The sequence below is a fragment of the Pseudoalteromonas sp. G5_S1_54_S4 genome (assembly GCF_054968565.1).
The window spans coordinates 77,761-99,410 of record NZ_JBQKUL010000005.1; the positions used below are offsets into that span (position 1 = coordinate 77,761).

At 40.4% G+C, this 21,650-nt stretch carries 20 protein-coding genes; 15 read left to right on the forward strand and 5 right to left on the reverse strand.

Annotated elements, in window-relative coordinates; translation table 11 throughout:
• The first annotated feature begins 97 nt into the window (after nt 1–97).
• Genes aroK through ACTRWE_RS03600 form a run of 4 tightly spaced genes read left to right on the forward strand, consistent with a single transcriptional unit; the run spans nt 98 to nt 3,938 of the window.
• On the forward strand, nt 98–616 hold the full coding sequence (aroK, locus tag ACTRWE_RS03585; protein WP_008466255.1) for a shikimate kinase AroK: 519 nt from the start codon (nt 98–100) through the stop codon (nt 614–616).
• Between the two features lie 29 nt (nt 617–645).
• The gene (gene aroB / locus ACTRWE_RS03590) at nt 646–1,716 is read left to right on the forward strand and encodes a 3-dehydroquinate synthase (RefSeq protein WP_033104301.1); all 1,071 of its coding nucleotides are present in this window, start codon (nt 646–648) and stop codon (nt 1,714–1,716) included.
• Nucleotides 1,717–3,033, forward strand: a complete 1,317-nt coding sequence (locus ACTRWE_RS03595) for an SPOR domain-containing protein (protein WP_290157294.1) — start codon at nt 1,717–1,719, stop codon at nt 3,031–3,033.
• A 53-nt stretch (nt 3,034–3,086) separates the two neighbouring features.
• Entirely contained in the window at nt 3,087–3,938 is an 852-nt protein-coding gene (locus tag ACTRWE_RS03600; protein ID WP_462879504.1) for a Dam family site-specific DNA-(adenine-N6)-methyltransferase, read from the forward strand.
• Here the strand turns inward: ACTRWE_RS03600 and ACTRWE_RS03605 are convergent.
• Both ACTRWE_RS03605 and ACTRWE_RS03610 read right to left on the reverse strand, forming a co-directional pair.
• Nucleotides 3,901–4,086 (reverse strand): DUF2970 domain-containing protein, encoded by a 186-nt coding sequence (locus ACTRWE_RS03605; RefSeq protein WP_013463909.1) that lies wholly within the window; start codon nt 4,084–4,086, stop codon nt 3,901–3,903. The genes ACTRWE_RS03600 and ACTRWE_RS03605 overlap by 38 nt on opposite strands.
• 4 nt (nt 4,087–4,090) lie before the next feature.
• Nucleotides 4,091–4,390 carry a hypothetical protein gene (locus ACTRWE_RS03610; RefSeq protein WP_462879505.1) on the reverse strand — a complete coding sequence of 100 codons (300 nt, stop codon included), beginning with the start codon at nt 4,388–4,390 and terminating at the stop codon, nt 4,091–4,093.
• Nucleotides 4,391–4,687: 297 nt separating this feature from the next.
• On the opposite strand from ACTRWE_RS03610, the gene rpe reads away from it, so the two are divergent.
• From rpe to trpS, 3 genes are read left to right on the forward strand one after another with little or no spacing between them, the layout of a single operon-like run.
• Nucleotides 4,688–5,371 carry a ribulose-phosphate 3-epimerase gene (gene rpe / locus ACTRWE_RS03615; RefSeq protein ID WP_028834492.1) on the forward strand — a complete coding sequence of 228 codons (684 nt, stop codon included), beginning with the start codon at nt 4,688–4,690 and terminating at the stop codon, nt 5,369–5,371.
• Nucleotides 5,371–6,036, forward strand: coding sequence for a phosphoglycolate phosphatase (locus ACTRWE_RS03620; RefSeq protein WP_008115059.1), 666 nt, complete (start codon nt 5,371–5,373; stop codon nt 6,034–6,036). Before rpe ends, ACTRWE_RS03620 begins: the two co-directional genes overlap by 1 nt.
• A 33-nt stretch (nt 6,037–6,069) precedes the next feature.
• Nucleotides 6,070–7,074: a tryptophan--tRNA ligase gene (gene trpS / locus ACTRWE_RS03625; RefSeq protein ID WP_008115060.1), complete on the forward strand. Its 1,005-nt coding sequence runs from the start codon at nt 6,070–6,072 to the stop codon at nt 7,072–7,074.
• A 55-nt stretch (nt 7,075–7,129) separates the two neighbouring features.
• Here the strand turns inward: trpS and ACTRWE_RS03630 are convergent, their stop codons facing one another.
• Nucleotides 7,130–8,191 (reverse strand): hypothetical protein, encoded by a 1,062-nt coding sequence (locus tag ACTRWE_RS03630; protein WP_462879506.1) that lies wholly within the window; start codon nt 8,189–8,191, stop codon nt 7,130–7,132.
• Nucleotides 8,192–8,220: 29 nt separating this feature from the next.
• Nucleotides 8,221–11,046 (reverse strand): excinuclease ABC subunit UvrA, encoded by a 2,826-nt coding sequence (gene uvrA / locus ACTRWE_RS03635; protein WP_024602149.1) that lies wholly within the window; start codon nt 11,044–11,046, stop codon nt 8,221–8,223.
• A gap of 163 nt (nt 11,047–11,209) precedes the next feature.
• On the opposite strand from uvrA, the gene ACTRWE_RS03640 reads away from it, so the two are divergent.
• The 3 genes from ACTRWE_RS03640 (at nt 11,210) to ACTRWE_RS03650 (ending at nt 15,309) form a co-directional block, all read left to right on the forward strand.
• On the forward strand, nt 11,210–12,577 hold the full coding sequence (locus tag ACTRWE_RS03640) for an MFS transporter (protein WP_024602150.1): 1,368 nt from the start codon (nt 11,210–11,212) through the stop codon (nt 12,575–12,577).
• 20 nt (nt 12,578–12,597) lie between these two features.
• Complete coding sequence (gene ssb / locus ACTRWE_RS03645; RefSeq protein WP_024602151.1) at nt 12,598–13,299, forward strand: single-stranded DNA-binding protein; 702 nt, start codon at nt 12,598–12,600, stop codon at nt 13,297–13,299.
• 363 nt (nt 13,300–13,662) lie between these two features.
• On the forward strand, nt 13,663–15,309 hold the full coding sequence (locus tag ACTRWE_RS03650; RefSeq protein WP_462879507.1) for an EAL domain-containing protein: 1,647 nt from the start codon (nt 13,663–13,665) through the stop codon (nt 15,307–15,309).
• Nucleotides 15,310–15,338: 29 nt separating this feature from the next.
• On the opposite strand, the gene ACTRWE_RS03655 is transcribed toward ACTRWE_RS03650, so the two are convergent.
• Nucleotides 15,339–16,247: a 1-aminocyclopropane-1-carboxylate deaminase/D-cysteine desulfhydrase gene (locus tag ACTRWE_RS03655; protein ID WP_350607959.1), complete on the reverse strand. Its 909-nt coding sequence runs from the start codon at nt 16,245–16,247 to the stop codon at nt 15,339–15,341.
• Between the two features lie 335 nt (nt 16,248–16,582).
• Here ACTRWE_RS03655 and ACTRWE_RS03660 point away from each other — a divergent pair, with 335 nt between their 5' ends.
• The 5 genes from ACTRWE_RS03660 to ACTRWE_RS03680 all read left to right on the forward strand — a co-directional run bounded on the left by ACTRWE_RS03660 (nt 16,583) and on the right by ACTRWE_RS03680 (nt 21,650).
• Nucleotides 16,583–18,589 (forward strand): formylglycine-generating enzyme family protein, encoded by a 2,007-nt coding sequence (locus ACTRWE_RS03660; protein WP_028834499.1) that lies wholly within the window; start codon nt 16,583–16,585, stop codon nt 18,587–18,589.
• A gap of 134 nt (nt 18,590–18,723) precedes the next feature.
• Nucleotides 18,724–19,767, forward strand: a complete 1,044-nt coding sequence (locus ACTRWE_RS03665) for a rod shape-determining protein (RefSeq protein ID WP_013463921.1) — start codon at nt 18,724–18,726, stop codon at nt 19,765–19,767.
• Entirely contained in the window at nt 19,767–20,609 is an 843-nt protein-coding gene (gene mreC, locus ACTRWE_RS03670) for a rod shape-determining protein MreC (protein WP_016900309.1), read from the forward strand. Before ACTRWE_RS03665 ends, mreC begins: the two co-directional genes overlap by 1 nt.
• A complete protein-coding gene (gene mreD / locus ACTRWE_RS03675; protein ID WP_016900308.1) occupies nt 20,602–21,081 on the forward strand; it encodes a rod shape-determining protein MreD in 480 nt (159 codons plus the stop codon). The genes mreC and mreD overlap by 8 nt, the downstream gene beginning before the upstream one ends.
• Nucleotides 21,081–21,650 (forward strand): Maf family protein, encoded by a 570-nt coding sequence (locus tag ACTRWE_RS03680; RefSeq protein WP_462879508.1) that lies wholly within the window; start codon nt 21,081–21,083, stop codon nt 21,648–21,650. Before mreD ends, ACTRWE_RS03680 begins: the two co-directional genes overlap by 1 nt.

Consider the following 21,650-nt stretch of genomic DNA (forward strand, 5'->3'; position numbering starts at 1 on the left):
CCGACCGATTACTGAGATAATCCCTTTCTTAATTTTGGGGCCAGGTCGTTAGGCGGGGTTTTATTTCAAATTTTAGAGTTCGTTTGTACTAAAAGATATGGCTGAGAAACGTAATATATTTCTAGTTGGCCCCATGGGGGCTGGCAAAAGCACGATTGGTCGTCACATCGCTGACCAATTACACCTTGAATTTGTTGATTCTGATCAAGAAATCGAACGTCGCACGGGCGCAGATATTGCCTGGGTATTCGATCTTGAAGGTGAGGAAGGCTTTAGACTTCGTGAAGAATCTGTTATTGGTGACTTAACCGAAATGCAAGGTATTGTACTTGCAACCGGTGGTGGCTCAGTAATGAGTAAAGAAGTTCGAAACAAGCTTTCGGCTCGCGGTATTGTTGTATACTTAGAGACACCGATTGAAAAGCAAGTTGCACGTACGCAACGCGACAAGCGTCGCCCATTACTGCAAACAGAAGAAGCACCTCGTGATGTACTTGAGCGCTTAGCAGAAGAGCGTGAACCATTATATAAAGAAGTAGCTGATTTTGTTGTACGCACTGATGAGCAGAGCGCGAAAGTTGTTGCTAACCAAATCATCGAGAAATTGGATTTTTAAAAGCCAGTATTAAAAAGGACTAACCCAGCATGCTTGAATTAACTGTTAATTTAGACGAGCGAAGTTATCCTATTTATATTGGTCAATCTGCACTTCAAGATACAGGCCGTCTAATCCATCACATTGGTGATTGTCGGCCTATCATCATTACTAATGAAACGATTGCACCGCTGTACCTTCAACAGTTGCTTGATTCATTAGCACAGCTAAACCCACTGCATTTTATTATTCCAGATGGTGAGCAATATAAATCACTCACTTGGTTTGAAAAAATTTCGGCATTCCTACTTGAGAATAATTGCGGCCGTGACACCTGCTTAATTGCATTAGGTGGTGGCGTTGTAGGTGATTTAACTGGATTTGTTGCTGCTTGTTATCAGCGTGGCGTCCCTTTTATCCAAATACCAACCACTTTATTATCTCAAGTTGATTCTTCAGTTGGCGGCAAAACAGCGGTTAATCACCCGCTAGGTAAAAATATGATTGGGGCTTTTTATCAACCCCAAGCTGTATTTATTGACACGCGTTCGTTGCATACCTTACCAACACGCGAGTTTGCTGCAGGCATGGCTGAAGTTATTAAGTATGGCTTGATTTACGATACTGAACTGTTTGCTTATCTAGAGCATAACATCGCTAAATTACAACAATTAGACGAGACGTGTTTACAGCACATCATCTTCAGATGCTGTGAAATTAAAGCGCTTATTGTTGCACAAGATGAAAAAGAGCAGGGCCTTCGTGCGTTGTTAAATTTAGGGCACACGTTTGCGCATGCTATTGAAGCACAAATGGGTTACGGTGTTTGGTTACATGGAGAAGCGGTCGCGACAGGTATGGTGCTTGCTGCAAAGCTTGCTTATACTCGCCAAGATTTAACACGAGAAGATGTAGAGCGTATTGCTACATTAATAGCGCAATATAGCTTACCAATCGAGATACCTAGCGATATGACCAGTGAGCACTTTTTACTGCATATGCGAAAAGATAAAAAGAATAAAAAAGGGACTATCCGATTCATTTTACCCACCGAATTTGGTCAATGTGCATTAGTTGATGATGTGTCTGATGATCAAGTCAGAGCATTGATCGAGCAATAAATGCAGTCACAAATTTTACCGAGCCGTGCGGCTTTGGTGGATAGAATCGCATTGCAATTTGAATATGGTCAAAACCTAATTGTTTTGTTGGGCACTTCTGGTTTAGGTAAAAGCTATTTGCTTGAAACCTTCATCACTGATAAATATAACGATTTTAATAAAGTGTTTGTGCAAGTTGGCGCTCAAATGACTGATGTGCAATTGATGACTCAATTATTAGAGCAAAGCTTTAATGCCCCTTTAATTGATCACAACCTGAGCTTATCACAAAACTATTATCAATTAGCGAAGCAACAACAATGCGGCGCGTGTTTATGGGTTATCGATGGCGGCAGGCACCTATCTGAAGAACTAATTGCAGAGCTCGAGCTGTTATCAAAAAGTGCGCCCAATGTGCTTTACATTATGATTGCATCGCAATCTAAATTGCCGTTTAAAGAGGCAGTTAATATTCATTTAGAGCCATTAAACTTGGTTGAAAGTAAGCAGCTAATGGGATGGTACTTCACGGCTTTACCTTATGATGAAGACCCTGTATTTAAAACCTTTTTAGTTGAAGCCCAAGGTAACCCAAGTCTTTTATTAGCCTGGCAGCCTAGCGAACAAGTTGCTGATATTATCGTAAAAGACAAAGTATCTTGGCGCTTACAGTTGCTCACACTATTACTCATAATTATGTTATTGATTATTGGCGTTGTATACAAAGCTGATATGACCCAATGGTGGAAAAATGCTAATAGTCAAAGCGATGAGCAAGTCCTCACAACCGCTATTACAACCGAGCAAGCTATTCAAAATAAACAACAACCGGTTAAATCACCACCCCTGTTTACTTCACCACAGCCTATAACTAAAGAGCCAACTACAGATGAGAGTGCCCACAATGACGTGCCAGCAATTGTAGGAAGTTTAACTGAGCCATCGACTTTAACTGAACAAGAAAAGCCAGCACCGCCGCCGGTTGAAGAAGCCATTAGCGTACCTGAGGTGGTAAAGCAGCAAAGCCAAATAGTAAAAATACCCAGTAACTGGTACCTAGAACAACCTGAAGATAATTTTGTTATTCAGCTATTAGCCGTAACTCAGCAGCAGGTAGGCAATGAGTTTATTGCTGAACATAAGCTAGAAAGTATTACCAATACATATCAAACTAAACGAAATGGTAAAATGTGGTGGGTGGTAACAACAGGCAGTTTTGCTAACTTAAATGAGGCAAAACAAGCACTGCAAGCACTCCCTGCTGGAGTAAGAAAAAATAAACCTTTCTATAAAAAAATTAGCAAAATAAAACAAGAAATTGCACGAGTTGATCAGTAAACTCAGTGACTTTAGTGTAAAATCGCGCAACACCGAATTGAAGTAAAGAGCCAATGCAGCAAAAGAGTAGAGCCTTCCTTAAATGGGCTGGCGGAAAATACAGCCTCGTTGAAGATATTAACGCGCGACTAAATCAAGCAAGTAAACATGCAGATACCTTGGTTGAACCTTTTGTTGGTGCGGGCTCAGTGTTTTTAAATAGTAATTTTAAACACTATGTACTTAACGATATAAATGCTGATTTAATCAATTTATATAAAGAGCTTAAACGTTCGCCGGATGAGTTTATTGGCGATGCAAAAAAACTATTTGTTGATTTAAATAACCATCCAGATGCGTATTACGATTATCGTGTGCAGTTTAACCAAAGCAGCGATGTGTATGAGCGAGCTATTTTATTTTTATATATGAACCGCCATGGTTATAACGGATTATGTCGATATAACTTAAAGGGCATTTTTAATGTGCCTTTTGGTAAATATAAAAAGCCTTATTTTCCTGAAAAAGAAATGTACTTTTTTGCCAACAAAGCACAAAAAGCAACATTTACCTGCTTAGGCTACGATGATGTATTTAAACTGGTCCCTAAAAATGCGGTGATATACTGCGATCCGCCCTATGTGCCATTAAGTAAAACCGCATCGTTTACCTCTTACGCTAAAGGCGGATTTAATTTAGATGATCAGGCTAATTTAGCTAACTTGGCTGAGCAAGCGGCATTTGAGAATAACACGCCAGTCCTTATTTCAAACCACGATACCGTGTGGACACGCAAAATTTACAGTCAAGCATCACTGGATAAAATTCAGGTTAAACGTACGATTAGTCCAAAGGGCGGTTCACGAAATAAAGTGGATGAGCTAATGGCTATGTATTTAGCACCGAAGTCACGGTTGCATAAATAGCCAGTACAAATAATACAAACAGTACTACGGCAATAGCTATTAGCGTAATTGGAGAGTGGTGCTTAAAGTCTGTTTTGCGCTTATCTTCAGATTGAACACCAAAAAATGCAGCCAGTACGCTTTGTAACGCGCTAAAAAAGTGCTGCATTTAATTAAAATAATGGCTTGATTGAAGAGGGCTTGTGTTTGTCATCAGTACCCGTTAACAACTCTAGCAAGTCTAAGTAATGAAACTGAGCGCTACGGCTATCACCTGTTAACCAAGAGGCCCAAGACGAATCCTCTTCAATTTGAATGCAACGGGTTACGCTATTATTAATAGCGTTGGTTTGCTCTTTATGAAGACAAATGTTGGCAGAGCTTAAATCTTGCTCAGTATTTGAGCAAAGCGATGTTGCTCCAATAATAACACTTACCGACGTGATTAATAATCCAATTTTAAAAGCACGCATAATATAAACCTAATAATTTAGTTCTTCTCGCAGCATAACAAAAACTGCTTAAATAATACACTTTATTTTTGTTATTGTTTATTTGTATTGTGTTTTAAATACTGAGTGACACCCGCTTAAAAACTGATTCTTTTTTTAATTATAAAGCCTACATCCTCAGCAGGTTATTCTTTTTCATGAATAGCCGCAATAAGGCTTTAACATTACTTATTTGGCGCTATTTTTAAAGGTACTACTTGGGTAACTTCGCTAATTAAGTTACATTAACGGCATAAATTATTCATTAACGGATTAGCGATGCTCAACTGTGAACAAAAATACTTAATAGCGCCCTCAATATTATCTGCAGACTTTGCACGATTAGGCGAAGATGTCGACAAAGTGTTAGCCGCAGGTGCTGATGTCGTTCATTTTGATGTAATGGATAACCATTATGTACCTAACTTAACGATTGGCCCAATGGTATGTAAAGCACTTCGCGACTACGGGATTAAAGCCCCGATTGATGTGCATTTAATGGTAAAACCGGTAGATAGCTTAATTCCACAATTTGCCGAGGCGGGTGCATCAATTATTACCTTCCATCCAGAGGCGAGCGAGCATATTGACCGTACTTTGCAATTGATAAAAGATGAAGGTTGCCAAGCAGGCTTAGTGTTCAACCCTGCAACGAGTTTAAGTTACCTCGATCACGTAATGGATAAAGTAGATGTGATCTTATTAATGTCAGTAAATCCTGGGTTTGGTGGGCAAAGTTTTATTCCACAAACACTCGAGAAACTGCGAGAGGCAAAACAACGCATTGTTGAATCTGGACGTGATATTCGTTTAGAAGTAGATGGTGGTATTAAAGTAGATAACATAGCAGCGGCGGCTGAAGCGGGTGCCGATATGTTTGTTGCAGGCTCAGCTATTTTTAATCAGCCTGATTATAAAACGGTGATTGATGAGATGCGTCAGCAATTAGAAAGTGTTAAATAATGAAATATGATGCAGCGTTTTTTGACTTAGACGGCACCCTAGTTGATAGCGTGTACGACTTGTATATGGCTTTAAATTTAACACTTAGCGATTTAGCGTTTCCAATTGTCAGTCAGCGATTAGTTGAAAGTTGGGTAGGTAACGGCATTGAGGTGTTAGTTAAACGAGCCCTTTGCGGCGATATGCAAATTAGTGAGCATCTCGATGAGGCTTTAAGCGAACGAGCTATCAATCTGTTTTATCAACATTACAGTGAGCAGGTCGGTGAATACAGTGTGTTATATCAGCATGTTGAAACTGGTCTTGCTGCCCTCAGTGGTATGCCTAAAGCACTTATTACTAATAAAGCACGCCGCTTTACTGAAATGCTTTTAGATAAGCTCGCTATTCGCAGTCATTTTGAAGTGATTGTTTGCGGTGACGACATGGCAAAAAAACCGTCACCTGAGCCGCTATTATTTGCTTGCGATGCATTAAATATAACGCCTGATAAAGCGATTATGATTGGTGATTCAAAGAGTGACATACTCGCAGCGCAAGCCGCTAACATTGACGTGATAGCGCTTACTTATGGGTATCACCAGGGAGAGCAGTTAGCGGATTATAATCCGCAGTACCTATGCGATAACTTCTTAGCTATAATACCGACACTAACACAGCGTTAAGCATTTTTAATTAAGTAAAAATAAAGGAAAATCATGAGTAAACCAGTAGTATTAAGTGGCATGCAGCCAACCGGTGGTATGACAATAGGCAACTATGTTGGCGCTATTAACCAGTGGGTTAAGCTACAGGAAGAATATGATAGCTACTTTATGCTTGCAGACTTGCATGCAATTACCGTACGCCAAGACCCTGAATTATTGCGTGCTCGTGTACTCGATGGCGTTGCGTTATATACGGCATGCGGTATTAACCCAGAAAAAGCGGCATTATTTGTACAATCTCAGGTACCTGAGCATGCGCAACTTGGCTGGGTATTAAACTGTTATGCGCAAATGGGTGAGCTTAATCGCATGACCCAGTTTAAAGATAAGTCGGCAACGCATGCTAATAATATTAATGTGGGGTTATTTGCTTATCCGGCTTTGCAAGCGGCTGATATTTTACTGTACCAAGCAGACAAAGTACCTGTAGGTGAAGATCAAAAACAGCACCTTGAATTAACGCGTGATATTGCAACTCGCTTTAATAATGTTTACGGCGATATTTTTACGCTGCCAGAACCGTATATTCCAGAATTTGGTGCGCGAGTCATGAGCCTGCAAGATCCACTGAAGAAAATGTCTAAGTCAGATGAAAATCCAAATGGCTTTATTATGATGTTAGACGAGCCGAAAAAGATTGAGAAAAAGCTAAAAAAAGCAGTTACCGATTCTGACGAGCAAGCGCGTATTTACTTTGATCGCAAAGAAAAGCCAGGTGTATCTAATTTACTTACGCTACTAAGTGTGGCAACTAAGCGCTCAATTGAAGAGTTAGTCCCTGAATACGAAGACAAAATGTATGGCCATTTGAAAAAAGACACCGCAGCAGCTGTTGTCAGCATGATTGAGCCAATTCAAACACGTTTTAAAGAAATTCGTGAAGATCAAACACTTCTCAATGACATCATGAGAACAGGGGCTGAAAAAGCCAGCGCGCGTGCAGAAACTACATTAAAAGCAGTTTATGATGCGGTTGGGTTTATTCCACGCCCATAAGCGCGTTTATTTGCAGATACAAAAATGCCGCTAATTTAGCGGCATTTTTTATATTTTAATGTTTTGTAGCAGAAATACCGGCAGACTCACAGGCTCTAACTATAAATTGATAACCGTAAGGCATGCTTTGATCAGGCGTTATTTCAATAATTTCGTAATCATTGAGCTCGATTGACTTACTCTCTGTTGATTTCTTACAACGTGAATAACTGTCTGCTTCATAACTATAGGCAAACATGGCAATTAAGCGCTTACTACGTTCAAAGTAGCCTTTAGTATCTAAAAACTGCCTAACCGTTTGAGTGTTCTCATCTTCGCCTTCTAAGCGAATACCAAATGTTTTTGTCTGAGCGCTGTCATTGTCTGAAGAGGGGAGTTTTTTCTCTATTTGCTCACTCAACTTTTCTATGGCTTGCTCTTGTTCAGCGGGTGATTTATTTGCGAGCGATTGGCTATTTTCAAAGCTATTTACTATATCGTTTAATACTTTTTCAGGCGGTTTTTCATCAATAAATGCAATCAGACTTACAAACACTACCGTCGCTAAAAAAAAGCGGGTTAATGCAGTTAGAAGTGGTGAGTAGCTTTGGCTAATAAACTTTATGCGATCAGATCCAAATGGCTTGATTAGTAATAACACTATGATGTAAAAAGGCAAAATAAGTTGTAAGCCGAGCAGTGTTGCCAGAGTTATTCCTAGTGTCCAAGGCGGTAAATATAATAAAGTGGCAAAGTTATGAGTGTAATTAAAGTGATTAGCTGATACCTGAGTGACTTCATTTACAATGCCACTAGCACTTGCTAAAACAAAGTTAGCAATACTGGCATAAAATACCAAAATAAGTGCTTTACCGGCGAGTGAATTCCATAGTTGATTAAACTTAGGCCAAAATTCTACGATCAGTGCAACAATGGTGATGCTGGCGCACAACCAGGTTAACTTAAAAATAGCTAAACTTATAAGTGCAAGAAGGTAAAGCTTTTGCGCGGTGTTAAGGTTAAACCATATGCTTTTTATATGGCTAAGCAGTTTAACTTGGTGTGGTTGCCAGCTTTTTTGCTGTTGCTTAAACTGCTTATTAGCACGCCATTTTGCAATTTTTAAATACCTTAACACCGACTTTCCTTATCTAAAGCGTATTACCGTTATTTATTTAATAACGGTTTTAAGTAGTGCCCAGTATGAGAGCGCTGGCATTCAGCCACTTCTTCTGGTGTACCTGCAATCAGTATTTCACCGCCGCCAGCACCACCTTCAGGACCTAAATCAACGATCCAGTCGGCTGTTTTGATGACATCTAAATTGTGCTCAATCACTACAATGGTATTGCCATGATCGCGCAGACGATGCAGTACTACTAATAACTGCTCTATATCTGCAAAGTGCAGGCCTGTTGTTGGCTCATCTAATATATATAGCGTTTTACCGGTATCACGCTTAGAAAGCTCACGTGCTAACTTAATTCGCTGTGCTTCACCACCAGAAAGTGTTGTAGCGGCTTGGCCTAAGCGGATATAAGAAAGTCCAACATCCATTAGGGTTTTAAGTTTGCGTGCTATGGCCGGTATTTTATCAAAGTAGTCATGGGCATCTTCAACGGTCATATCGAGCACTTGGTTGATGTTTTTGCCTTTATATTGTACTTCTAAGGTTTCGCGGTTATAACGTTTACCTTTACATACATCACACGGCACATATACGTCAGGTAAAAAGTGCATTTCTACTTTAATAACGCCATCACCTTGGCATGCCTCACAACGCCCACCTTTAACATTAAAGCTAAAGCGACCTACTTTGTAACCACGTGAACGGGCTTCTTGAGTACCCGCAAACAGTTCACGAATACCGGTGAAAATACCAGTATAAGTTGCAGGGTTTGAACGCGGTGTGCGGCCAATAGGGCTTTGGTCAATATCAATCACTTTGTCAAAGTGTTCAAGACCTGCAATTGACTTGTAAGGGGCCGCTTCTGCGGTTGTGGCACCATTAAGCTCAGTGTGAGCGAGTTTAAATAAGGTGTCGTTGATGAGTGTAGATTTACCTGAGCCCGATACACCGGTAATACAGGTCATTAAGCCAAAGGGTATTTTTAAATCAACATTTTTTAAGTTATTACCGGTAGCGCCAAACAGCTCTAACCATTTATCATTAGTAGCATGGCGCTCTTTAGGCACTTCAATTTTACGCACCCCCGATAAAAACTGACCGGTAACCGAGTCTTTGCTCGCTAAAATATCATCGCGTGTACCTTGAGCAATAACATGGCCGCCATGCACACCAGCACCTGGACCAATATCAATAATATGATCAGCGGCGCGAATGGCGTCTTCATCATGCTCTACAACAATAACGGTGTTACCTAAATCACGTAAATGCACTAAGGTTTTTAATAAACGGTCGTTATCACGTTGGTGTAAACCAATTGAAGGTTCATCCAGTACATACATTACACCTACTAATCCAGCGCCAATTTGACTCGCTAAACGAATACGCTGTGCTTCACCGCCAGAGAGCGTGTCGGCGCTGCGCTCAAGTGATAAGTAATTTAGGCCAACATTTATTAAGAAAGATAAACGATCGCGAATTTCTTTTAAAATCTTCTCCGCAATTTGGCCTTTTTGCCCAGTCAAATGCAAGCCTTCAAAAAAGCTCATTGCCTCACCAATACTCATATGTGTGATGGTTGGTAAGTTAGTTTGACCAATAAATACGTTACGTGCTTCTTGGCGAAGGCGCGAACCTTTACAACTAGGACACGCTTGACTAGTTTGATACTTAGCTAGCTCTTCACGCACAGAGTTTGATTCAGTTTCGCGGTAGCGGCGGTTCATATTATTTAACACGCCTTCAAATACATGATTACGTGTAATTAAATCACCGCGGTCATTACGGTAATTAAATGCAATTTTAGTATCACCCGAGCCATCTAGAATAATTTTCTTATGTTCTTTAGCTAGTTCCTGATAAGGCACATCTAAATCAAAGTCGTAATGTTGTGCAACTGCTTGCAACATTTGATAGTAGTAAAAGCTACGTTTGTCCCAACCTTTAATTGCACCGCCAGCTAAACTTATCTCAGGGTTATGAACCACGCGATTAGGGTCAAAGTATTGCCTTACACCTAAACCGTCACAGCTTTGACAAGCCCCAGCTGGATTGTTGAACGAAAATAGACGCGGTTCAAGCTCTGTCATCGCATAGCCACAGGTTGGACAGGCAAAATTTGCTGAAAACAGCATTTCTTCAGCATTGCTATCGTCCATAAACGCAATGTTGGCAACGCCGCCTGACATTTCAAGTGCTGTTTCGAATGATTCCGCGAGACGTTGTTGCTGGCCGTCTTTGACTTTAAAGCGATCAACCACGACTTCAATTGTGTGCTTTTTATGTAAATCTAGCGGTGGTGGATCAGATAGGTCGCACACTTCGCCATCAATACGTGCGCGAATGTAGCCTTGGCTTGCAAGCTGCTCTAATAGCTTTACATGTTCGCCTTTACGGTCTTTAACAACAGGCGCCAAGAGCATTAACTTTGTGCCTTCAGGCAGCGCCAGTGCGGTATCGACCATTTGGCTGATTGTTTGCGCCGCGAGCGGTAAATCATGAGTCGGGCAGCGAGGCTCACCGACTCGTGCAAACATCAAGCGTAAATAATCGTAGATTTCAGTAATAGTTCCCACGGTTGAACGGGGATTATGCGAGGTTGATTTTTGTTCTATGGAAATAGCAGGAGAAAGGCCTTCAATATGATCTACATCGGGCTTTTCCATTAATGACAAAAACTGCCTTGCATAAGCAGAGAGTGATTCAACATACCGGCGTTGCCCTTCTGCATACAGCGTATCAAATGCAAGTGATGACTTTCCTGAACCAGATAAGCCAGTAATAACAATTAGTTTATCACGTGGGATGGTTAGGCTGATGTCTTTTAAATTGTGCGTGCGGGCGCCTCGGACTTCAATGTTTTCCATGCTATCTCGTTTATTGCCAAAATTATTTGCTCAGTATCGCATAATACGCTGCAATATTAATCCTTGATCATCGAAAAAATCCTTAGTTATAGACGATTAATTATTGCCAAGCTTGTGATAGAATCCTTGCCTAATTTTTTAACACAGTAAGATCACGCAAATAATGACCGCATCTTCACTTAATTCACGAGAAAAACGCGCCGCCGTATCGTTAGCGAGTGTGTTTGCATTTAGAATGCTCGGCTTGTTTATGCTGATGCCTGTTTTAGCTATTTATGGTCAAGAGCTTGAAGGCTTTTCACCTATCTGGATTGGTTTTGCAATTGGTGCGTATGGTTTAACTCAGGCCGTATTACAAATCCCAATGGGGAGACTTTCCGATAAAATAGGTCGTAAAAAAGTCATAGTCGGTGGTTTGGCGGTGTTTGCTTTAGGTTCGGTAATTGCCGCTTTGGCAGAGTCTATTCAAATGGTGACGGTAGGGCGTGCATTACAAGGCATGGGAGCTATCGCCAGCGCATTATTAGCGTTTGCATCAGATTTAAGCCGTGATGAACAGCGCCCCAAAGTGATGGCGGTGATTGGCATGAGCATCGGCATGAGCTTTGCGTTTGCGATGTTATTAGGGCCGATAGTGGCAGCTTCATGGGGCATTGCAGGCGTATTTTGGCTAACGGCTATTTTGGCTGTGTGTGGTATTTTTATAGTCACTATGCTCGTTCCCAGTGCAATAAATAAAGCCCCTAAAGGCGATACGCTTGCCAGTTTTAGTGACATCAAAAAATTGATTAAACACCCACAGCTGGCACGTTTAAATGCAGGCGTATTATTGCTGCATCTAACATTAACGACTATTTTTGTAGTATTACCAAGCCAATTAATTAAAGATGGCTTAGTGGCCGAAAACCATTGGCAGCTTTATATTCCGGTTTTATTTTTGGCGTTTTTTTTAATGGTGCCCGTGATGATAGTGGCAATTAAAAAAGAGAAAGAAAAACAAGCCTTTATTGGTTCTGTTATGGTTTTAATAGTCAGCATGTTAAGTATGTCTATGTGGGCAAACAGCGTTGTTGGTATTGCGGTTTGTATGCTGTTATATTTTGTTGCGTTTAACTTTTTAGAAGCCACTATGCCGGCTCTTGTGTCGCGTATTGCTCCAGCAAGCCAAAAAGGCTCAGCCATGGGGGGGTATTCATCGAGCCAGTTTTTAGGCGCTTTTTTAGGCGGCATGCTTGGCGGGTATGTAGCACAAACAACTAGTACGCAAGCTGTGTTTGCGGCGGCGGCACTTGTTGGGGTAATATGGCTTATTATTGCGTGGAAAATGCAAGTCCCACCGAAAAGCAAAGTTATTAGTTTAATGACCCAATTAGATTCTGAAGAGCAGGCACAAACACTGGCTTCTCAGTTAGTTGCTTTACCCGGCGTAATAGAAGCAACCGTAGTTCGCGATGAAAGTCGTAGCTACTTAAAGATTAATGATAAAGAATTTGACCTAGACCAAGCCCGAAGAGTGGCTGGTTTAATCTAACGTTTATAGGAGATGGTTCCATGGCACGCGGTGTGAACAAAGTAATTTTGGTTGGTAATTTAGGGCAAGATCCTGAAGTTCGTTACATGCCTAATGGTAATGGTGTAGCAAATATTACCTTAGCAACTTCAGATAGCTATAAAGATAAAAACACTGGCCAAATGGTTGATAAAACTGAGTGGCACCGTGTGGTATTTTTTGGCAAGTTAGCTGAAATTGTGGGTGAATACTGCCGCAAGGGATCACAAATTTATGTAGAAGGTAAACTTCAAACCCGTAAATGGACTGATCAACAAGGCCAAGAAAAATACACCACTGAAATCGTTGTTGATGGCTTTACGGGTCAAATGCAAATGCTAGGTGCACGCGGTGGCGATCAACAAAGTGGTGGCTATCAAGGTAACCAAGGTGGTCAACAAAGTAGTGGCTATCAAGGAAACCAAGGCGGGCAACAAAGCGGTGGTTATGGTCAAAATAACCAAGGCCAAAATAGCCAGCAAGGCAGTTATGCTCCACAGCAGCAATCTGCACCTGCTCAGCAGCCAGCACCGCAGCAAAACAACCAATACCAGCCACAGCAGCAAGGTGGTTTTGCACCACAACAAAATAGTGCACCACAACAGCAAGGCGGGTTTGCACCTAAGCCACAAAATGCACCGCAAGGTGGCGCATCAAACCCTATGGAACCAACAATCGACTTTGATGACGATATCCCGTTCTAATCTAAGACAAAAAAATGTTGAAAAATTTTCTAGAAAGCCGCTATTAAGCGGCTTTTTTATTAAAAAATGACCGTATTCCATTTCTACAGTTTTTAAATCTGAATAAACACTTCCTAAAGTAAACATATGAATGTGTAAAAAGCACTGTGATATTGGTGTTTTTATTTTTTGAGCCAAGCCCTCCTTTGTTCAAACTAATATATAAATAATGACTGCTGTTTAGTTAACTAATTGAAGGCTAAATATAATGTTTATAAACATTAAGTACTAACTTTTAAACCTTCGCTAAACTTTTATTATTGGCTTGTACAATTGCAAATAGTAGACAACACTTTAATAACTTATTTGATGTGCCGGTGGGTTATGAAAGCCAGTAAATTTCACTTTACCAATTATTCAAATGCTTTGTTTTATGCTCTGTGTATCGCCTTGCTAGTGATTATTAATAGCGGTTTAAGTTTGGTTTTACAGCATCAAAACGAGCAAGTTGGTTTAAAGCTAGCGAAGCAATTGCAACAGCCATTGGCCAATGAAAAACAACTTATTGCAAATACGCCTTTTACGCTCGCCCCTAATAAAAACTCTATTTATATAGAAAAACAAAAACATTATTTTAGCGCTAACTCAAAAGGAATTTTGCTCTACTCATGGCCAGTTTGGTATAGCTATAGCTATTTGTTTTTAATAATAAACGCGGTTCTTTTGCTCGCTATGCTTTGTATTCGACGTTTTAAAAAGCCTAAAACAATAAAAAACAGCACAATGACCTCTAAACGTCAGCAGCACTTTAATAATAAGAAAGTACGTTATGCACCCAAAGTGAGTTCTTTACAGCTCGCTCCAATAGCGACAACTAATGTGCAGGAAGCAATTAAATATAATGTATTTGCACTTATTCAGTGTGAATGCCATTTTGATGCAAACACTGACTTACAAGCGACTCTTAAAGTCTTATTGGCAAAAGACTTTATTAATACGACTGAAATATCCGTTAAGTTATTAACTGCAGGCAATTTCGCTTTTACTCTCAAAGGGATTGATGCAATTGATAAACTCAATTGCGCTAAATATTTACATCAATGCATTGTAAGTGCCGCTCATGTATTGGCGCCAAGAACTGCACAGAGGCATGTAAAAGTAGGTTTATGTACTTATTATTCAGAGGCTGATCAGGTTATGGTGTATCAGTTGGCAAAGTCGGCACTTACTCTTTCGCAGCAAAATCGAGTTAAGCATTATCACCAATTAGCGTTAAATTATGGTCATGTCCAACAGCTCGATAGACACTCAATACCACAACGAATTAAAAAGCAAAAATTGGCTATTTTATTTCAACCAGTATACGAGCTCGATAGCGGCGCTATTATTAAGCATTACGTATCAATTAAAAGTAATGACAGGGGAAATAAACAATTACTTAATCAAGAAAGTATCAGTCAATTTTATAACGAAGGTGAGGCGCTATTGCACGATCAAGCGGTAGTTATGCAAGTAAAAAAACTATTGCTTATAGATAAATCATCGTCAGTTATTAGTATTAAGTTACATCCTAAAAACTGGTTTAATAACGAGTTTTGGAGCTGGTTAACTGCTTATATCAATGACTTAAAAAACCAACATACACTGCAATTTTCTATAAATGAATCAGAATTCTTAAATAATCAATTACGTTTGCAAGGCGCTTTTGCAGCAATAGCGGCACTAAACTGCAATATTGTAATTGATGATGTGAGAAGCAGTAAAAATATTTTTAAGTTTACGCTTAATAAACAAATATCAGGGCTTAACTTAGCTTCTGAACTTGTCCATGGGATAGAGCGCAGTAATTCACAACAAAAATACGTTAGGGGAATTGTGCATATAAGTAGATTATTGAGCTTGTCAGTATTTGCACTTGATGTAGAGACGCCTCAGGAGCTACAACTTTTAAAAGTAATAGGCATTAGCGGCGCGCAAGGAGGATATTTTTCTAAATTTCTTCCCAATTATACTCAAGTCGCATTTCACTAATGCTAAGCAATTAACAAGTTAAATATACTCTACACTAATTTGCGATATTTTAGCCCTTCTAAACCTTGCAACCCACCAGTATGTATTGCAATAATTTTGCTGTTAGGGGCAAAGTAATCATTATTGATGAGCTGCCAAAGTGCGTACATCATTTTACCGCTGTAAATAGGCTCCAAGGGTAATTGATGTTGATGCTGCATGTGTTGGCAAAACTGCCATAAATCAGCTGTAAAACGACCATATCCACCACCGTGAAATTGCGTAAGTAGTTGCCAGTTATTTTGTGATTTTGCTTTAGGGCTAAGAGCGCGTATTTCGTCCCGCAGGTAGTCGGCTTGCTTTAAAACAGCAATCCCTAGTAGGTTGATTTTATTTGAGCTGCCCTCTATCAATCCAGCCAAGGTGCCGCCACTGCCAGTTGGACAGATTAAGTAGTCGTGCTCAGGTAAACTCTGGGCAAGCTCTTTACATCCCTCTATAGCAAACTCGTTAGTGCCTCCTTCAGGTAGAATGTATGCGTTTGGAAAGCGTGCCTGTAATGCGGCTAAATAGGCTTCATCATGTCGTTGTTTGTACTCTATACGATTGACTGCATATAACTGCATACCACATTGCTGTGCAAATTTTAGAGTAGGATTATTTAGATCAAGCTGTGGGCCGCGCACAATTGCGTGGGTTGTTAAGTTAAACTCTTTACCAGCAGCGGCGCACGCATGAATGTGATTTGAAAAAGCACCACCAAATGTAAGTAATTCAGATTTACCCAGTTGTTGCATACGAACTAAATTGTATTTGAGCTTTCGCCATTTATTACCGCTGATAAGTGGATGCAATAAATCATCGCGCTTAATAGTTAAAGTTATTTTTTTGTCTGTTAGTAATTCACTGGTAATTGTTTGTAAATAGCTATGTTCATTAATACTGAATGGTATTGGCATTATCACTCTTTTTCATTAGTTACATGATGAATGTGCTGTGTAATAGCGTTATTTTGACTCAGTTTTTATTACTTAAGCAAACTAAAAAATATGAATACGCGGCTAAATTGGCATCTTAATAGCGTAAAATGCAGATAAATCTCGGTGTTGTTAAATAAATTAGCTATTTAGTACAAATGAAACGGTTATTTACTGGCATGAAACGGGATAATAGTTGTAAACTGAGATAATAAATGAACAAAGCTTGTGTTTTGTGCTTCAAGTACATAGCATAAGGTTTTATTATAAAAAATAATAATAACCAAATAATTGCCGCTTTTTTGGGACTGGAATATATGCGAATTGCTCCTTTATCTCTGTTAATTTCTGCTAGCTTTTTTGCAAGCACAGTATTTGCACAAGATACAACTACTGTAAACAGAATTGAATCAGAGATTAATACGAAACAAACAGAATACACTCGTTCAACGACGATGCTCGACAAATATTTAAAAGAAGAGAATCAACTTCAAACACAACTTGAATTGCTCAGAACGCGTTCCACACAGCTTGATAAAGAAAAAAACCAAGCGTTGGATGCGATGAATGATATGTATCGACGTTTAATTGATAATCCATCGCTAGACATTACCTCTGCACAGTCGCGTTATCAAAAAGCCGTTGTTGATCAAGAACAAAATAAAAATGATATTTCTATGCAATTGGCGGCAATTGCATCCCATCTAAAAGATATTGAGCAAATTCGCGCTGATAAACATGCACTTCAAAACACTATTGAAAGCTTAAAAGTGCAATATACCACGGCGCGTGTAGAGCGATTACGCAATGAGTTTACCCGAGAGGGTACGCTTGAAGTTGACCATACCATTAACTGTAAGCGCACTGAAACACTGGCGGCATGTGAGCAGAGCGGTCAGCAAATAGGGCTGAAAAAGGCAACTAAACGTTTTTTAGATCAAATATTTGAAAATCTTACAGAAAAACGTCTTGTTGAACCTAAGCGAGACATGGCAGGGGCACAAGTACAAATTTTAAGTAGTCACGTGATTAAGAGCGCATTTAGCGGGCAAGGTGATTACAACGTCAATTTAAGCGTTACTATGCGCGGAGATGTAAACAGCAGTCGTTTATGTCACTTACTTAGTGTGAATAATAGTTTTTGTTTAGAGTATGGTACCCCGCTGGCAAATACTTATCAGCCAGCTTATAGCACTACTTTCTCTGATAGTCAGTTAACATTCAGCGATAATGGGGATAATAAAGCCGCTGCCGTTGTCGCTAAAACAGTTAATAAAAAGCCTAAAGTGGTCGCTGAGAACAAGAAAGATCAATTAGTTCAGTTAACCTTACGCTCTAATGTACACGGCGATGAAGTATTTATTAATGATATTCGAGTAGGTTCTACTCGTTTGGTGACGAACTTACCACGTGGTTTGCATAAATTAGAAATACGCAAAGAGGGTTACATCCCTTATAAAGCGCGAATTGACTTAAAGAAAACGCGAACGCTTTTTGCTCAGTTGGAAAAAAAGTCAGAGTCGATTGCTGCACCGACTAAAAAGCGAGAGCAAATAATACAAGCAGATTGCCCAAAAGGAATGGAAGTTGATACACGCCCACCTATGGTGGACCCATCAGCAGTGATGATCCCCGTTGGCAAATTTAAAATGGGTGATATAAACGGCAATGGGCTTGAAAATGAACGCCCCGTGGTTGAAAAAACGATTAGTGAATCTTTTGCTATGCAGAGCAAAGAAGTGACTGTTGGCGCATTTGAAGCGTTTGTAAACGAAACGCAATATAAAACCGAAGCTGAAAAAGGCAAAGGTTGCGCATATTACCTCAACGGCGAACCTGTTTGGGAAGCAAGCTTAAATTGGCGTGCTCCAGGATTTGAGCAAACCAATGAGTTTCCTGCTGTGTGTTTGACAAAAAATGATGCTATTGCTTACGCTGAATGGTTTTCTGATAAAACAGCGCAAACGTATCGTTTACCTACTGAGGTTGAGTGGGAATATGCGGCGCGTGCAGGCACTGAGACAGAGTACCCATGGGGTAACGAAATTGGTAAAAACCTAGCTAACTGTGGTTGGTGTGGTAGCGAGTGGTCGAATAAACGCACGGCTCCGGTAGGGTCTTTCTCTGCAAATGCATTTGGCTTATACGATACTGTAGGCAATGTATGGGAATGGACTAGTAGCACAGGGAATAAAAAAGATGCCGTTGTTCGCGGAGGTGCATGGAATTTTGCCCCTAGCCTTGCTCGTGCATCAACGCGTTTAATTTTAGCGCCAGATTTTAGAGCTAATTATATTGGCTTTCGCTTAATGAGCGAACGATAATATTTAATGGGGAAGCGGTGCTTCCTCTTTTTAATGATTAAAAAGACGGCTGCGCTTTACATTGCTCATTGTGTTGAGAATGTTAAAGTAAGCGCAACTACAATAAGAACGAATTTCAAAGGTCATCCAGCCTCATGTTTAAAAAACTCCGTGGTATTTTTTCAAACGATCTATCGATCGATTTAGGTACAGCCAACACACTAATTTATGTAAAAGAAGAAGGTATTGTATTAAACGAACCTTCAGTTGTTGCTATTCGTCAAGAGCGTGCTGGTGGACCTAAAAGTGTTGCATCTGTAGGTACAGAAGCTAAGCAAATGTTGGGCCGTACGCCTGGTAATATTAAAGCTATACGTCCAATGAAAGACGGTGTGATCGCTGATTTTTATGTTACTGAAAAAATGTTACAGCACTTCATCAAACAAGTGCACAATAATAATTTTATGCGCCCAAGCCCACGCGTGCTTATTTGTGTGCCATGTGGTGCTACGCAAGTTGAAAAGCGTGCAATTCGTGAATCAGCAATGGGTGCAGGTGCTCGCGAAGTCTACTTAATCGAAGAGCCAATGGCAGCTGCAATTGGTGCCGGTTTACCGGTGTCTGAAGCAACGGGTTCTATGGTGGTTGATATTGGTGGCGGTACAACAGAAGTCGCTATTATTTCACTTAATGGTGTTGTGTATTCATCTTCAGTACGCATTGGTGGTGATAAGTTCGATGAAGCCATTATTAATTATGTACGTCGTAACTTTGGTAGCTTAATCGGTGAAGCCACCGCTGAGAATATTAAACACCAAATTGGATCGGCATTTAAAACAGACGAGCCAGTAGAGATAGAAGTGCGTGGTCGTAACCTTGCAGAAGGCGTACCTCGTTCATTTACGCTTAACTCGCATGAAATCTTAGAAGCATTACAAGAGCCACTAATGGGGATTGTAAGCGCTGTCATGGTGGCGCTTGAGCAGTCTCCACCTGAGCTGGCATCTGATATTTCAGCGCATGGTATGGTGTTAACTGGCGGCGGCGCATTACTTAAGGATTTAGATCGCCTGCTAATGGAAGAAACGGGCATTCCAGTGGTTGTTGCTGATGATCCACTTACGTGTGTTGCACGTGGCGGCGGCAAGGCCCTTGAAATGATTGATGTGCACGGTGGTGACGTTTTTAGTTACGATTAATGAAATCAATGTTTGAAAAAACGGTTTCTTTGCAACTGCGACTTTTTGTCGCAGTGCTTTTGAGTATCGTATTGATCCTTGGAGACAAGTACACGCAAGGTGGCGAGAACATTCGTACTAGTTTGAATACGTTGGTCAGTCCACTTATTTATGTTGCTAACCTACCTTACGAAGTATTTAGCTTTAGCGCCAAAAGTTTGCATACCCGTGAGCAGTTACTAACCGAAAACGAAGCACTCAAAAAGAAGCAAGTATTGCAAAGTGAGCAAATCCAGCAGTATGAGTTTTTAGCAAAAGAGAATCAAAAACTTCGTGCATTACTTGGCTCTTCCTCTAAACACACCAATCGTAAAATTATTGCTCAAGTACTTTCTGTTCATTCAAATCCTTATAGTCACCAAGTGGTGATAAATCGGGGAACCACCGATGGTTTAAGCGAAAGCCAAGCGGTGATTGATGATATGGGGTTAGTCGGGCAGTTGACTAAAGTTGGTTCAACAACCTCGCGGGTGCTGTTAATTACAGATACCACCCATGCAACACCGGTGCGTATATTACGAAACGATGTGCGCACAGTGGTTGAAGGTATCGGTAAAATTAACGTGCTAAAGCTATCACATGTGCCGCATAGCTTAGATGTGCGTATTGGTGATGTGCTGGTGACATCTGGCCTAGGAGGTACCTTTCCTGAAGGTTATCCGGTAGCGGTGATCACCGAAATAACTCGTGATGAAGGCCAACCTTTTGCGCAAGTATTTGCTGAGCCGATAGCTCAATTAGATCGAATTCGGTTATTAGTGGTGTTATGGCTAAATCAGCAGGAGTTGATGGGTGATGATTAACCGTCATATGCTTTTAATCGCATTAAGTATTTTCTTTGCATTAGTAATGGCGCTAATGCCGTTACCTTTTTCACTTGAACCATTTCGTCCTGATTGGGTGCTATTGGTGCTTATGTACTGGTCTTTAGCTTTACCGCATAGACTAAATATAGGGACTGCTTGGGTTGTTGGGTTATTAATTGACTTAGCAACAGGCTCCTCATTGGGTGTTAATTCCTTAACTTATTCAGTGTGTATTTTTGTTACTGCAAGTAACTTCCAAAAAATTCGCAATTTTTCATTGTGGCAACAAAGCCTACTTATAGGCTTGTTCTTAACGCTTTACCACTTAATGCAGTTTTGGTTAAATCACTTTTTACTTGGCGTTTATTTTAGCCCACATTACTTATGGCCTGTATTAACAGGCATGTTGAGCTGGATATGGGTATTTTTATTACTTCGAAAATACCGTAGACATTTTAGGATCAGATAATGACTTGCGCAGTATATTTAGCCTCCGCGTCTCCCCGTCGTAAAGAGCTTCTAACCCAATTGGGTATTGAATTTTCACAGTTTAGTGTTGATGCCGATGAAAGTCAGCTTGCTAATGAGCTCCCGCATGACTATGTAGAGCGTTTAGCGCGTTTAAAGGCGCAAATGGGCGTAGAGCAAGGTTATACTGACCGGCCAGTGCTAGGTAGTGATACTGTGGTGGTGATGGATAACCAATCATTATGTAAGCCTCGAGATAAAGACGATTTTACTCAAACCTTAAAGCGCTTATCAGGGAACACGCACCAAGTGTTAACTGCCATCGCTTTTGCTACATCAGATAAAGTACTCAGTTGTGTGGTCAGTACAGATGTCACCTTTAAAACGCTCAGTGATGAAGAAATACATGCTTATTGGCAAACGGGCGAGCCTCAAGATAAAGCCGGTGGTTACGGTATCCAAGGGGTAGGTGGGCGCTTTGTAACGCATATTTCGGGTAGCTATTTTGCCGTTGTCGGCTTACCTTTATATGAGACAGAACAATTATTAAATACATTCTTAAGAGGGTAG